The 13,292-nt window shown below is 63.3% G+C and carries 11 protein-coding genes and 3 tRNA genes; 4 read left to right on the top strand and 10 right to left on the bottom strand.

Annotated features, from left to right (window positions below; genetic code table 11):
• Positions 1-82: 82 nt before the first annotated feature.
• Together EBB56_RS16655 and EBB56_RS16650 are read right to left on the bottom strand one after the other, a co-directional pair.
• Entirely contained in the window at positions 83-682 is a 600-nt protein-coding gene (locus EBB56_RS16655) for a carboxypeptidase-like regulatory domain-containing protein (RefSeq protein ID WP_108133089.1), read from the bottom strand.
• Between the two features lie 271 nt (positions 683-953).
• The gene (locus EBB56_RS16650; RefSeq protein WP_045992506.1) at positions 954-1,337 is read right to left on the bottom strand and encodes a phasin family protein; all 384 of its coding nucleotides are present in this window, start codon (positions 1,335-1,337) and stop codon (positions 954-956) included.
• 407 nt (positions 1,338-1,744) lie between these two features.
• Between EBB56_RS16650 and EBB56_RS16645 the strand changes: the two genes are divergently transcribed.
• Positions 1,745-3,124 (top strand): lyase family protein, encoded by a 1,380-nt coding sequence (locus EBB56_RS16645; protein ID WP_108448791.1) that lies wholly within the window; start codon positions 1,745-1,747, stop codon positions 3,122-3,124.
• Between the two features lie 174 nt (positions 3,125-3,298).
• Here the strand turns inward: EBB56_RS16645 and EBB56_RS16640 are convergent, their stop codons facing one another.
• From EBB56_RS16640 to EBB56_RS16625, 4 genes are all read right to left on the bottom strand, one after another.
• A complete protein-coding gene (locus EBB56_RS16640; RefSeq protein ID WP_045992479.1) occupies positions 3,299-4,375 on the bottom strand; it encodes an endonuclease/exonuclease/phosphatase family protein in 1,077 nt (358 codons plus the stop codon).
• Between the two features lie 109 nt (positions 4,376-4,484).
• Positions 4,485-6,113, bottom strand: a complete 1,629-nt coding sequence (locus tag EBB56_RS16635) for a glycerol-3-phosphate dehydrogenase/oxidase (protein ID WP_124804862.1) — start codon at positions 6,111-6,113, stop codon at positions 4,485-4,487.
• A gap of 308 nt (positions 6,114-6,421) precedes the next feature.
• Entirely contained in the window at positions 6,422-7,924 is a 1,503-nt protein-coding gene (gene glpK / locus EBB56_RS16630) for a glycerol kinase GlpK (protein ID WP_124804861.1), read from the bottom strand.
• Between the two features lie 440 nt (positions 7,925-8,364).
• On the bottom strand, positions 8,365-9,123 hold the full coding sequence (locus tag EBB56_RS16625) for a DeoR/GlpR family transcriptional regulator (protein ID WP_108133093.1): 759 nt from the start codon (positions 9,121-9,123) through the stop codon (positions 8,365-8,367).
• A gap of 441 nt (positions 9,124-9,564) precedes the next feature.
• On the opposite strand from EBB56_RS16625, the gene EBB56_RS16620 reads away from it, so the two are divergent.
• From EBB56_RS16620 to EBB56_RS16610, 3 genes are all read left to right on the top strand, one after another.
• A tRNA-Val gene (locus EBB56_RS16620) sits at positions 9,565-9,641 on the top strand.
• A gap of 24 nt (positions 9,642-9,665) precedes the next feature.
• Positions 9,666-9,742: transfer RNA gene (locus EBB56_RS16615), tRNA-Val, on the top strand.
• Between the two features lie 61 nt (positions 9,743-9,803).
• Positions 9,804-9,880 (top strand) — tRNA-Val (locus EBB56_RS16610).
• A 180-nt stretch (positions 9,881-10,060) separates the two neighbouring features.
• Here EBB56_RS16610 and EBB56_RS16605 read toward each other — a convergent pair.
• The 4 genes from EBB56_RS16605 to EBB56_RS16590 all read right to left on the bottom strand — a co-directional run bounded on the left by EBB56_RS16605 (position 10,061) and on the right by EBB56_RS16590 (position 13,181).
• A complete protein-coding gene (locus EBB56_RS16605; protein ID WP_045992475.1) occupies positions 10,061-10,525 on the bottom strand; it encodes a GAF domain-containing protein in 465 nt (154 codons plus the stop codon).
• A gap of 79 nt (positions 10,526-10,604) precedes the next feature.
• On the bottom strand, positions 10,605-11,399 hold the full coding sequence (locus tag EBB56_RS16600; protein ID WP_045992474.1) for a MetQ/NlpA family ABC transporter substrate-binding protein: 795 nt from the start codon (positions 11,397-11,399) through the stop codon (positions 10,605-10,607).
• Between the two features lie 104 nt (positions 11,400-11,503).
• Positions 11,504-12,157: a methionine ABC transporter permease gene (locus EBB56_RS16595; protein WP_045992473.1), complete on the bottom strand. Its 654-nt coding sequence runs from the start codon at positions 12,155-12,157 to the stop codon at positions 11,504-11,506.
• Positions 12,138-13,181 carry a methionine ABC transporter ATP-binding protein gene (locus EBB56_RS16590; protein WP_045992472.1) on the bottom strand — a complete coding sequence of 348 codons (1,044 nt, stop codon included), beginning with the start codon at positions 13,179-13,181 and terminating at the stop codon, positions 12,138-12,140. Before EBB56_RS16590 ends, EBB56_RS16595 begins: the two co-directional genes overlap by 20 nt.
• Positions 13,182-13,292 lie beyond the last annotated feature (111 nt).

Here is a 13,292-nt window from a genome sequence, read left to right as displayed (position 1 = left end):
AAAGCTCTCCAGGAAAGCAAGACGGCGACCCGCAATGGGTCGCCGTCCTGTTGTCAGGGCCAGGTCGAATCGGTACGCGGTATCAGCGGCTGAGCTGAATCTCGCTGTGGCCACCATTTCTTAGCGTGACTTCCTTGATCACGATCTGGCGGCTGCCACTGGCCGGATCGACCACCGTGCCCGAAACGTAGAAGTCGCCGGGGGGCAGGTCGCGTAGCTGAAAGTAGCCGTTGGTGTCGGTGCGGGTGGTGTGGGTGTATTCGCGGGCCCGTGGGTCGGCGCGTTCCACCGCCCGGCCGGCCAGCGCCTGGGCCGCCGCCTCGGCGGAGTACTTGGTGATCGGTGCGACCGATACCGTCTCGCCACCGCCGATGACCGGGCCTGCGGGGGTGTTCAGGGTGAGTCTGCCGGACAGCACGGCGCTACCGCTCTTCGGCAGCTGGGCGTAGACGTCGGCGGGGAAGGGGATCTCCCTGGGGACCCTGGCTTGATCGGCGGTGGGCTGGTCGTCTCTCGGGCCCGGCTGTTCGATCGGGGTGTCGGGTTCGCCGATATCGATGACCTCCGGGGCGCGGGACGTGCCGGTGGTGCTGACGCTCTGACAGCCGGTGATCAGCAAGGCGAGGATGGCGATTACCGCCAGGCGGAATCGGCGTGACAACAGCGGGTAGGGTGCCTTCATGGCGCGGTCTCCTTGCAACGAATGTCGTTGGGCCCTGTGTGCTGTCAGCTTATGGAATCGGCGTCGGAATTGCCACGCGTGGCGTGTGCGTGGCCGGACAGGCGTCTGCCCGAGCCAGTCATGATGACTTGGCGTTGGCGCTAGCCTTGGTGGCGGTGTCACAAGGCAGCGCCTTGATTGACGCTGGCTGCAGACGCAAAACGGCCCCCGATTGAAATCGGGGGCCGCTTGGTGAACGACCTGAGTCGTTCAGGCGTCTGCCGTAGCCAGATTACTTGGCGTTGGCGGTAGCCTTGGTGGCGGTGTCGGTGGCCTGCTTGACGTTCTCTTCGGCCAGCTTCTGGCTCTTGGAGACGAAGTCCTGCTGCAGGGCCACGACCTTCTCGGCGTCGCCTTTCAGGCGCTCGGTCAGGTCCTTGGCGACCTTCTGCTGGCCTTCCATGTAGGAGCGCAGACCTTCGACGTCCTTGACGGAAGTGAAGGCGCGAGCCTGGGCCAGACCGGTCTCGGTGTAGGCCTTGGCGGCTTCCAGCTGGGCGCTGGTCAGCTTCTCGGCGAAGTCGACGGTCAGGCTTGCGTAAGCGCGGGCCGGGCCGAAGAACAGGTTTTCGACTTGCTCGTTGTTGAACAGTGCTTTGGTATCGATAGTGCGCATCATGTGAACCTCCTGGGGTTTCGAACTACTTGTCGGCGATGACCGTGGGACCATTCCCAGTGGTCGATGCCGTTGCGTCGTCTGTTGCAGTGCACAATAGCAGAGGGTTTTGTGCATCGCAACATGGATTGGGTCGAGAATCGGGGGAAAAGGGGTTTGGATCCAAAGAATGCTTGAAACAGCGAAAAAACGACGAAAAGTCCGTTATCTAGCCTTCTTCGCCCTCTGATGGGATACCGGCGTGCAAGTTCACCGTGCCCCTGGATCGCCTTCAGCCTAGTGTGGAGACATGACAGCGATGTGATCCCTGCAAGCCTTGCAAGCAGGAAGTCTCGCCACCATGGTATTCAAGAGAAAACGAAGGACCGTACCTTTAACCCTTTGCCTTTGACGATCAGGAGTGATCCATGACGCAGACCCGTATCGAACGCGACAGCATGGGGGAGCTCGAGGTTCCCGCCAATGCGCTCTATGGCGCCCAGACGCAGCGTGCGGTCAACAACTTCCCGGTGTCGGGCCAGCAGATGCCGTCAGCCTTTATCCACGCCATTGCTCGCATCAAGCGAGCGGCGGCGGTGGTCAACGGCGACCTGGGATTGCTGGACGACGATCGTCGTCGTGCCATCGTCGAGGCGGCAGACGCGATCATCGCGGGTCAGCACGATGATCAGTTCCCCATCGATGTGTTTCAGACCGGGTCCGGCACCTCGAGCAACATGAACGTCAACGAGGTGATCGCCCACCTGGCGAGCTCCGATGACTTGAGCGTCGGACCCAACGACCACGTCAACATGGGGCAGTCGAGCAACGATGTCATTCCCACCGCCCTGCACCTGTCGGCGGCGCTGGAAGTTACCGGTACGCTACGCCCGGCGCTCGAGCACCTCAGAGGTGTCATCGACGCCAGGGCAGAAGAGCTGGACGAGGTGGTCAAGACCGGACGCACTCACCTGATGGATGCCATGCCACTGCGTCTTGGTCAGGAACTCGGTGGCTGGTCGAGCCAGGTGGGGCAGGCCATCGAGCGTCTCGACAGCGCCATGGTGCGGCTGTGTCGGCTGGCCCAGGGGGGGACTGCGGTCGGCACCGGTATCAATGCCCATCCGGAGTTTGCCGAGCGCATGGCCGCCGAGCTCTCCGCCCGCACCGGGCTCGCTCTGACGCCCAATGACAGCTTCTTTGCCAGCCTTGGCTCCCAGGACGCAGCGGTGGAACTGTCGGGTCAGCTCAAGGGTCTGGCGTGTGTGGTGATGAAGATCGCCAATGATCTGCGCTGGATGAACTCCGGCCCGCTGGCGGGGCTTGGCGAGATCGAGCTTGAAGCCTTGCAGCCGGGCAGTTCGATCATGCCGGGCAAGGTCAATCCGGTGATACCCGAATCCGCCGCCCAGGCCGCCGCTCAGGTGATCGGTCTGGACACCGCCGTGACCGTCGCCGGACAGAGCGGCAACTTCCAGCTCAACGTGATGCTGCCACTGGTGGCAAGCAACCTGCTGACGTCGATCACCCTGATGAGCCAGACATCGCGGCTGCTGGCGGACAAGGCGATCGCGACCTTCAAGGTGCGCGAGGACAACCTGAGTGAGCCACTGGCGCGCAATCCCATCCTGGTGACGGCATTGAACTCGGTGATCGGCTATAACGCCGCGGCGGCCATCGCCAAGAAGGCCTACCAGGCCGGCCGGCCGATCATCGACGTGGCCGAGGAGGAGACCGACCTCGGACGCGATGAGCTCGAACGCCTGCTGGATCCCGCCTCCCTGACCCGTGGCGGTATTCCCGAATAGAGGTGGCGAGGGCGCGGCCGACATGGCGCCCCTTGGAGTAACGCCCCTTGAAGAAGAAGAGCCTTGCCACGACGGCAAGGCTCTTCTTTTCTACTGCTACCCGTCTTTTCTATTGCTGCGAGTCCATCGCCACACTTGTTACCACGACATGGACATCGCCTGGAAGGCGGGAACTCAACTCGACTGATCGCGCTCCCTGGCTTCCTCGACGGTTTCACGGGCGTCGTGATGCTCTTCGTTGTCGGCGTCCGGGGTGTCGTGCTCGTCGGCTCTGGAGGGGCGATAACAGACGGTGGCAAGGATCGGGAAATGGTCTGAGCCAAAGGCCCGCAGCCGATCCATCTTGGCAAGGGTGAAGTGCTCGCTGACGAAGACATGGTCCAGCGGCCAGCGCAGGAACGGATAGCCGGCGTGGAAGCTCGAGAACATGCCGCGGCCGCGCCGCAGGTCCAGCATGCCGCTGACGCGGCAGAACAGGCGCGTGCTGCGTGACCAGGCCACGTCATTGAGGTCGCCCGCGACCAGCGTCGGTACCGGGTTCTGGTGGATCTCTTCGGCGACCAGCGAAAGCTCCGCGTCCCGCCACAGCGATTCCTCGCTCTCGCTCGGTGCCGGTGGCCTGGGGTGAAGGGCGCGAAAGCGGATGTGATCTCCGCTTTCGAGTTCCACCTCACAGTGGATCGAGGGGATGTCATCCTGGATCAGCCACTTGACCTCGGGGTCGATCAGCGGGCGACGGGAATACAGGTGCATGCCGTAGAGGTTGTCCAGCGGGACCCGCACGGCGTAGGGGTAGCCGTCTGCCAGGCCGGCATCGAGCTTGTCGCCCCACCATTGGTCGGATTCCAGCGTCAGCACCATGTCCGGGTCGCGCTCGGCGATGATCTCCAGCAGGTCGTCGCTGCGCCGGTTCGGCGTGAGTACATTGGCGATCAAGAGCGTCAGGCAACGCTCCGGGGCGTCGCCCTTGGCGGCCATGACCTGCACCGGCCACAGCGGTGTCCAGGGCAGTACATAGAAAGCCTGGATGGCGAAGACGACCAGGCCGGCCGTGGCAATCCAGAGTGTCAGGGAGTCGCTCGCCAGCGGGCTTGCCAAAGCACAGAACAACCCGATGAGTCCGATCTGGACACGGGGGAACTCACAGGCCCTGAGCCACCACCAGTGGGACGGAATCCTGGCGATCAGGGTAGCGCCGGCGACGATGGTCACCACCGCGATCAGAAGGGTATCGATGACAAGTGAGAGCATGCAGGGGTCCCTTTTCGGTCCGGCGCACCGGCTCGGCGCAACAATGATGATGACGAGCCTAACGGTCCTCGGCCTTTAACGATAGAGCCAAGGAGCGCCGTTGAGGACCTCAGGCCCGTTCGCGCGATGTCGGTATGGCACTCGCAAAGTATTCCTCGAGCCGTTCTTGGGCCTCGTCGCCGAACAGGATTCGGGCGGCCTCATCGAGGCCAGGTGACCCGTGCAGGGTCTGAGTGTCCACCACCAGGGCGATCTTGGAGCGGCGGCGCAGGAAGTCCTCGAGTCGTGTGATCATCTCTCGCCGGGCGGCGTGCTCGAGCTCGCAGCGCAGGTATTCGGTACCCTCGATCAACAGCTCTCCCTGTCGCGGGTCCTGGCGGATCTGCTCCAGCATGTCGAAGGCGTTGAGGCCGTAGCGACGCCACAGGCGCTTGCTCAGAGGTTCACTGGACGAGGAGGGGGTGCGCTCATCGAGGCCCAGCAGGCTTGCCTGGTGCAGGAATTCTCGCCTGTCCGTGTCCGAAGGTTCGCCGTACCAGCGGGCGCGCGGCTGTGGCAGCTCGAGGCCTAATCGTTGCACCTCTCTGACGATCTCCTCGCCGACGTTGAGGCAGTCGGTGAGCTTGCCGCCAAAGATGCTGATATGGCGCTCCGTGGCGTTGATGTCGATGGCATGCTTGCGCGACATCTGGAGAAAGTCGCGGCCATTGCCGGCGTTGGCCTTGACCGCCAGCGGGCGCACGCCGCAGCGGGTGGCGATGATGTCCGAACGGTCGAGCGGGCGTTTCAGACTCAGGCGCTTGTTGATGTTGTCCAGCACGAAATCGATGTCGGCGTCGCTGATCGCGACCTCCGGGCGCTCTTCCTTGGTGTCGGTGGTGCCGATGCAGGTGCGCGGCCCCATGGGAATGGCGAAGAACAGCCGCCCGTCGTCGGCAAAAAAGGCCAGCACGCGCTGGCGCTCCGACAGCCGTGGCACGATCAGGTGGATGCCCTTGGAATAGGCGTGGTGGTGATCGGTGGTCTGTCGGCTCAAGGCGTTATGGTCGTCCACCCAGGGGCCGGTGGCATTGATGATGATTCCGGCGCGCAGGCTGAAGGTCTCGCCGCTCTGGTTGTCCCGGGCGTCAACGACCCAGCCGTTGTCGCTGCGTCGTGCACCCCGCGACTCGACGTAGTTGGCCGCCGCCGCGCCGTAGTCCAGCGCCGAGCGTACGAAGCTGTAGACGAAGCGGGCATCGTTGTCATGCAGGTAGGCGTCGGAGTACTCGAAGCCACCGATCGCCGCACGCGTATCGACCAGTGGCTCGCGTCGGTTGATGCCTTTTGGCGTCAAGTAGCGCGGCAGTCGGGTGAAGGCGTTGCCCATCAGCCAGTACAGCCAGGTGCCCGCCCAGAGCATGCGAGGGTGATAGCGAAAGCCCCTGTCGATGGTGGTCAGAAAGCGAATTTCCTGGACCGTCGACGGAAAGCTCCTGATCAGGTGGTTGCGGCTCTTGCATAGCTTGCGCACCAGCGAAAAGTCATAGCTTTCCATGTACTTGATGCCGCCCCACACCAGATTGGACGAGTGCTGACTGGTCTCGCCGGCGAAGTCGCCACGGTCGATCAAGGCCACCCGGGCGCCCTTGCCGGCCAGCGCGGCGGCGCTGGCGGCGCCGTTGATGCCGGCGCCGATGATCAGTACATCGAAGTGCTCCTCCTTCAGGCGCTGAAGGTTGGCGTCACGTAGTTGCATGCATGTCCCCCGCGGTTCCTGAAGGAGTCGGGACGCAAGGCCCCGGTGTGGTCAGTCTTCGTCGCGCTCCCGGTTCTTGGGCCATAATTGCACGGCCTTCTTCTCAGTCTTCGTCGCGCTCCCGGTTCATGGGCCACAATTGCACGGCCTTCTTTTCAGTCTTCGTCGCGCTCCCGGTTCATGGGCCATAATTGCCCGGCCTTCTTTTCAGTCTTCGTCGCGCTCCCGGTTCATGGGCCATAATTGCCCGGCCTTCTTTTCAGTCTTCGTCGCGCTCCCGGTTCATGGGCCGTTGTACTGCCTTCTTTTCACTCTTCGTCGCGCTCCCAGTTCATGGTCCGTCGCACGGCCTTTTTCCAGCCCTTGTAGCGTCGTTCCCGTTCGGCGTCTTCCATGGCGGGCGTAAAGGTGCGTTCGATGTCGCCCCGGGTGGCGAGCTCCGGCAGGTTCCACATGCCCACCGCGATCCCCGCCAGGTAGGCCGCCCCCAGGGCGGTGCTCTCGATGACCCTGGGGCGTTCGACGTCGACCGCCAGCATGTCAGCCTGGAATTGCATCATGATGTTATTGGCGACGGCGCCGCCGTCGACCCGCAGGGCCTTGAGGGTGATCCCCGAGTCCTTCTGCATGGCGTCGATGATGTCTCGCGTCTGGTAGGCCAGGGCGTCCAGGGTGGCGCGGGTGATATGCTCCTTGCCGGAGCCTCGGGTCAGGCCGAAGATCGCTCCACGGGCGTACATGTCCCAGTAAGGAGCGCCGAGGCCGGCGAAGGCGGGGACCACGTAGACACCACCGGCATCCTCGACCTTGCTGGCGTAGTATTCGGAGTCTTCTGCCGAGTCGATCATCTTGAGTTCGTCGCGCAGCCACTGCACCGCCGCGCCGGCGATGAAGATCGATCCTTCCAGCGCATAGGTGACCTTGCCGTCGAGCCCCCAGGCGATGGTGGTCAGCAGGCCCGAGGTCGAAGGCACCGGGGTCTCGCCGGTATTCATCAGCAGAAAACAGCCGGTACCGTAGGTGTTCTTGACCATGCCCTTGTCGAAGCAGGCCTGGCCGAACAGGGCGGCTTGCTGGTCACCGGCGATACCGGCGATGGGGATCTGGGCGCCACCGAACATTTCCTTGGCGGTGGTGCCGTAGACCTCGCTGGATGGCCTGACCTCGGGCAGCATCGCCCGGGGAATATCGAGGGCCTCGAGCAGTCGGTCGTCCCAGTCGAGCCGTTTGATGTCGAACAGCATGGTGCGCGAGGCGTTGGAGACATCGGTCAGGTGGCGTTCGCCGCGGGTCAGGTTCCACACCAGCCAGCTGTCCATGGTGCCAAACAGCAGATCGCCGGCCTCGGCGCGCTGCTGAGCACCGTCCACCTGGTCGAGGATCCAGCGAATCTTGGTGGCGGAGAAGTAGGCGTCGACCACCAGACCGGTGGTGTCGCGGATATGGGTTTCCAGCCCCTGGGCCTTGAGGTCGTCGCATAGCGGTGCGGTGCGTCGATCCTGCCAGACGATGGCGTTGTGGATCGGTTTGCCGGTGTGCCGGTCCCAGATCAGGGTGGTCTCGCGCTGGTTGGTGATGCCGATGGCGGCTACCTGGGACGGCTTGACGCCCTGGGTTTCCAGCACTTCTCGTGCGACTCCCATCTGGCTGCCCCAGATCTCCATGGCATCGTGTTCCACCTGGCCTGGCTTGGGGTAGTGCTGGGTGAATTCCTTCTGCGCGATGCCGACGATGCGGGTGTCCTGGTCGAACAGGATGGCCCGGCAGCTGGTGGTGCCCTGATCAAAGGCGAGAATATAGCGTGTTGGCATGTTCCGGTGTCCTGACGGTTGTTGTGGTCGAGCGATACCTTCACCTTCGGTGAGCAGACGGTTTCCGTCTAGTGCTGCCGGCAGGGACATGGCCAGATGCAGCGACGTCGGGTGCCCCTATGCAACGTCGCCGCCGCGGGTGATCAATGGTCGTACGAGGCCACAACAAGTTCGTTATCGAAAATAAAGGTAGCGTTGAGGTCGTGAACGAACAACCAGAGCGCGAAAGTTTTCGCTAGCACTTTGGTCGTGGCGTCTGGAGAGCAGGGGAAGAATGTCGCCTCGGCTGGGTTGGTGCGCCAAGGCGTCCACGGGACCGAAGAGGAATCGGGATGGCCTGACGTTTTCGCAAGATGACACAGAGCGGCTGGGCCAGGCCAGGTGCAGGATCAGGCCAGGTGCAGGATCAGGCCAGGTGCAGGATCACGCAAGGTGCAGGATCAGGCCAGGTGCAGGGCGACCCCGTGTTCCTGCAGTAGTCGTGCGATGGCCTCCGGTGGCTCGCGATCGGTGAACAGGGCATCGAGTTGGGATACGTTGCCCTGGCGCACCACCGGGTTGCGGTGAAACTTGGAGTGATCGGCGGCCAGAAACACCTGACGTGAGTTCTCGATAATCGCCTGAGCGACGCGGACTTCCTGATAGTCGAACTCGAGCAGGGAGCCGTCCTGATCGATGCCGCTGATCCCGATCAGCCCAATGTCCACCTTGAACTGATGGATGAAGTCGATGGTCGCCTCGCCGATGATCCCGCCGTCACGGGGTCTGACCTGGCCGCCGGCGACGATCACCTTGAAGTCTTCCTTGTGATGCAGGATGGACGCCACGTTGAGGTTGTTGGTGATGATCTCCAGGCCCTGATGCTCAAGCAGTGCCTCGGCCACCAGTTCGTTGCTGGTGCCGATATTGATGAACAGCGAGGCGTGGTGCGGCACCTGGCGCGCCACGGCATCGGCGATGCGTCGTTTGGCGTCGAGGTTGAGCGTCTTGCGGGTGGCGTAGGCGGTATTGACGGTGCTCGACTCGAGGCCCGCGCCACCGTGGACTCGGCGCAAGCGGCCTTCGCTTGCCAGTGTGTTGAGGTCGCGGCGGATGGTCTGAGGGGTCACCGCGAAGTGATCGGTCAACTGCTCGATGCTGGCGTATCCCTGGCGACTGACCAGTGCAATGATGGCGTCCTGACGCTGCTGCTGGTTCATCCCGATTGCCCTTGTGCTTGGAAGGCCTTGAAAGATTGAAAGCCCTTGTGCCTGAAAGGCCCTGGTAGATTGAAGGCCTCGATAGATGGAAGGCCTCGATAGATGGAAAGCCCTTGTGCATCGATGGCCCTGGAACAGGTAGGCCCTGGTGAATGGAACGTCCTGGTACATTGCCGGCGAGGACGTCGCTTTGGGGACGCCGATGAGGCTGTCGTGGATCTCGCTTCACCAGACGCATTCCCGATGATCGTAAACGAACGCGACCGGATTTGGCGATGGTGGAATCGCGCTGCGGTGAAGGCGTTCGAGACGCCGCACGGGCCCCTCGAAGGAAAAAATCATTCGGTGAACTCAAGGGCTTGCAAAATTCTGCCGAAGGCGTAGAATTCGCATCCGTTGTCAGCAGCGAGGGTGGTGACTCCCTCGTCTCGGCAGCCGTGTAGGACCATAGCTCAGTTGGTTAGAGCGCCACGTTGACATCGTGGAGGTCGGCGGTTCAAATCCGCCTGGTCCTACCAGCTAGATCGCACATCGAGTGATGCAGGACCATAGCTCAGTTGGTTAGAGCGCCACGTTGACATCGTGGAGGTCGGCGGTTCAAATCCGCCTGGTCCTACCAGCACTACCTCGCAGTGCCATTGCAAGGCGTATTGCGACGTGCCATCTCGCTTTCCTGCTTCAGGACCATAGCTCAGTTGGTTAGAGCGCCACGTTGACATCGTGGAGGTCGGCGGTTCAAATCCGCCTGGTCCTACCAGATTACAGACAAAAGCCCCGAGGCCTCGCCTCGGGGCTTTTGTCGTTTCTAAGGGTCGTCGCCGTCGCCGGTGTTTGGCAACTGCTGCCATCGCCTGATCAACGCAGTGGCCAAGCCGCGGGTGGGCATTGAAGTGAGTGCGCCGCCTCTGGGGCGGCGCGATTCATCCGTTCGGACGGTTCAGGCGTCGCCGAGCCCGCTCAAGCGGCGGAAGGTGGCCACCAGGCGCTCGATGCCGGCCTGATCGTCTTCGCTGAAGCGCCCCTGGTCGGGGCTGTCCAGGTCGAGCACGCCCCATAGTTCACCGTCCTTGTCGAGCACCGGTACCACCAGCTCGGAGCGCGAGGCGCTGTCGCAGGCGATATGGTCCGCGACCGCGTGGACGTCGTCGACGCGTTGGGTCTGGCGGCTGCGGGCGGCGGCGCCACAGACACCCTTGTCGAAGGGGATCGGATGGCAGGCTGGCTTGCCCTGAAAGGGGCCCAGGGACAGCATGCGCGGCTGGCGCTGCAGATAGAAGCCGACCCAGTTGAGGCGCGGGACTTCCTGCATGATGAAGGCCGAGGTCTGGGCGGCGTTGGTCAGCCAGTCGCCGGAGTCGAGCAGGGCGGTGAGCTGGCGGTCGAGAAGATCGTAGGAAGACATGTCGAGTGTGGCAGTGTCCGCGGGTGAAAACGGCGAGGCCGGCCCTGGGGCCGGCCTCGAGAGGGAGCGCGCGTCAGGCTTACTTCCAGCCAGGAACGGCGGCGCCCTTGAACAGCTCTTCTGCCTTGGCGGCGACTTCGTCGCTCTGGTAGGCGTCGACCAGCTGCTGGATCTCCTCGCGATCCTCGTCGCCACCGCGCACGGCGATGATGTTGACGTAGGGCGACTCGGGGCCTTCCTTGACCAGGGCGTCGTCCAGGGTCAGGCCGGCCGGCTGGGCGAAGGTATTGTTGATGAAGGCCATATCCACGTCGGGCAATACGCGCGGCAGCTGGGCCGCCTCGATCTCGCGGAAGTCGAAGTCGTGGGGGTTTTCCACGATATTCAGCGGCGTGGCTTCCAGATTTTCGGGGTCGTCCAGAGTGATCAGGCCCTCGTTGTGGAGCAGGATCAGTGAGCGGCCTTCGTTGGACGGGTCGTTGGGCAGCGCGATGGTGGCGCCCTCGGGCAGGTCCTCGATGCTCTCGTACTTCTCGGAGTAGGCCCCGATCGGGTAGACGAAGGTGCGCCCGGCGATGGCGAAGTCGTAGCCGCGGTCGTTGACCATGGCGTTCATGTAGGGCTCGTGCTGGTAGGCGTTGGCGTCGAGGCTGCCGTCGGCCAGGGCGGCGTTGGGCGTCACGTAGTCGGTGAACTCGATGATCTCGATCTCCAGACCATAGCGCTCCTCGGCCAGATCGGCGGCGACCTGCATGACGTCGGTCTCGGGGCCGGCGACGGTGCCCACCTTCAGGCTGTGCTCATCGGCGTTGGCCTGGCTGATCGCCAGTGACAGGGTGGAAAGCGCCAGGGCGCCCAGCAGTGTCTTGCGCATCTTCAGTGTCTCCCGAAACGGTGTGTGACGTGTGTGGCGATGTTAATGGAATAACACGTCTTTCGCTAATGCAATTTGGTTATTAAGGCCATGCAGGGTGCATGTCACTTGTGGTCACTCTTGCGCACCAGATAGTCGCCCAGGCTCTGGAAGGCCTGAACCATGACCACCAGGATGGCAACGGTGATCAGCATGATGGTCGGATTGAAGCGGTTGTAGCCGTAGCGAATGCCCAGGTCGCCAAGACCACCTCCGCCCACGGCGCCGGCCATGGCCGAGTAGCTGACCAGGGTCACCGCGGTGACGGTCAGGGCGGTGAAGATGCCCCCGCGGGCCTCCGGCAGCAGTACCTTGGTGATGATCTGCCACGGGGTGGCGCCCATGGACTGGGCGGCTTCCACCAGCCCGGGAGAAATCTCGTTCAGCGCGCCCTCGACCAGGCGTGCGATAAACGGAATCGCGGCGATGGTCAGCGGCACGGCGGCAGCGTTGGTGCCGATGGACGACCCCACCAGCATGCGCGTGAACGGAATGATCGCCACCATCAGGATGATGAAGGGGATCGAGCGGCCGATGTTGGTGATGATGCCGAGGACCGACTGCAGCACCGGCTGGGCCAGGATCTGGCCCGGGCGAGTGACATAAAGAAGCACGCCCAGAGGGATGCCGACCAGGGCCGCGATCACACCGGACACCGCCACCATATAGAGAGTGTCGAGGGTGGCTTCGAGGATGAGGTTAAACATCGCGCTGGACATGGCCAAGCACCTCCACTGTCAGGTCGTGAGATTGCAGGTAGGCGAGGGCGCGCCGGGTGTCCTCGGCATCCCCCATCAGTTCGGCGATCATCAGGCCCAGGGTTCGCTCCTGGATGGACTCGACCTTGGCCTGCAGGATGCTGACGTCCACGCCGCACTCCCGCGCCAGCCGCGAGATCAGCGGGGTGGACACGGCGTCGCCGGAAAACGCCAGGCGTACCACCGGATGCGAATTCGGCCCGGGTGTCTGCTCGAGGCGGTCGATCAGCTCCCTGGGCGGTTCGAGTTCGAGGAATTCGTTGAGGAAGTCGCGGCCGAGCTGAGTGCGCGGGGCGGTGAAGAAGTCACCGACATCGGCTTCCTCGACCAGCCTGCCACCGGAGATCAGGCTGACGCGATGGCAGATCGACTTGACCACCTCCATCTCGTGGGTGATCAGCAGAATGGTCAACCCGAGCTTCTGGTTGATGTCCTTGAGCAGTTCGAGGATCGAGGCGGTGGTGTGTGGGTCCAGCGCCGAGGTGGCCTCGTCGCACAGCAGTACCTGGGGACGGCTGGCCAGGGCGCGGGCGATGGCCACGCGCTGCTTCTGACCGCCGGACAGCTGTGCCGGATACTGCTGGGCCTTGTCGGCCAGGCCGACCAGCTCCAGCAGAGGCGTGACGCGCTTGGTGATCTCGTCGCGCTTGACGCCCATCAGTTCCAGCGGCAGGGCGACGTTGGCGAATACCGTGCGCGAGGTCAGCAGGTTGAAGTGCTGGAAGATCATGCCGATACGGTGGCGCGCCTGATTGAGGGCGGGGCCGGAGAGGCTGGTCAACGTCTGGCCATCCACCTCCACGGTGCCGGAGGTAGGCCGCTCGAGCAGGTTGACGCAGCGAATCAGCGTCGACTTGCCGGCGCCGGACAGGCCGATGACGCCGTGAATCTGCCCCTGGGGTACGTGCAGGTCGACGTCGGCTAGCGCCTTGACGGCGCGTGAGCCGGCACCAAAGGTCTTGGAAAGGTTGGTCAGTCGTATCATCTCAGCTACCGGGTGGGCACCGAGGGACCTGGGCGGGCAAGAGAACGGCAATGGGCAGGCAAAAAAAGGCCACCCTGACGGGTGGCCATCAACGCTGGACACACCCTTTTA

Source organism: Halomonas sp. YLB-10, assembly GCF_003856855.1.
Classification (GTDB): Bacteria; Pseudomonadota; Gammaproteobacteria; order Pseudomonadales; family Halomonadaceae; genus Halomonas; species Halomonas litopenaei.
Note: the sequence above shows the minus strand (reverse complement) of the source record. Positions and strands in the feature narration are given on the sequence as shown.

Bases quoted from the DNA above. Each gene is read 5' to 3' on its own strand.
- EBB56_RS16600 (WP_045992474.1), bottom strand. From the start codon at position 11,399: ATGCGCAAGACACTGCTGGGCGCCCTGGCGCTTTCCACCCTGTCACTG.
- EBB56_RS16635 (WP_124804862.1), bottom strand. From the start codon at position 6,113: ATGCAACTACGTGACGCCAACCTTCAGCGCCTGAAGGAGGAGCACTTC.
- EBB56_RS16595 (WP_045992473.1), bottom strand. From the start codon at position 12,157: ATGTCCAGCGCGATGTTTAACCTCATCCTCGAAGCCACCCTCGACACT.
- EBB56_RS16590 (WP_045992472.1), bottom strand. From the start codon at position 13,181: ATGATACGACTGACCAACCTTTCCAAGACCTTTGGTGCCGGCTCACGC.
- EBB56_RS16650 (WP_045992506.1), bottom strand. From the start codon at position 1,337: ATGCGCACTATCGATACCAAAGCACTGTTCAACAACGAGCAAGTCGAA.
- EBB56_RS16640 (WP_045992479.1), bottom strand. From the start codon at position 4,375: ATGCTCTCACTTGTCATCGATACCCTTCTGATCGCGGTGGTGACCATC.
- EBB56_RS16605 (WP_045992475.1), bottom strand. From the start codon at position 10,525: ATGTCTTCCTACGATCTTCTCGACCGCCAGCTCACCGCCCTGCTCGAC.
- EBB56_RS16645 (WP_108448791.1), top strand. From the start codon at position 1,745: ATGACGCAGACCCGTATCGAACGCGACAGCATGGGGGAGCTCGAGGTT.
- EBB56_RS16655 (WP_108133089.1), bottom strand. From the start codon at position 682: ATGAAGGCACCCTACCCGCTGTTGTCACGCCGATTCCGCCTGGCGGTA.
- EBB56_RS16625 (WP_108133093.1), bottom strand. From the start codon at position 9,123: ATGAACCAGCAGCAGCGTCAGGACGCCATCATTGCACTGGTCAGTCGC.
- glpK (WP_124804861.1), bottom strand. From the start codon at position 7,924: ATGCCAACACGCTATATTCTCGCCTTTGATCAGGGCACCACCAGCTGC.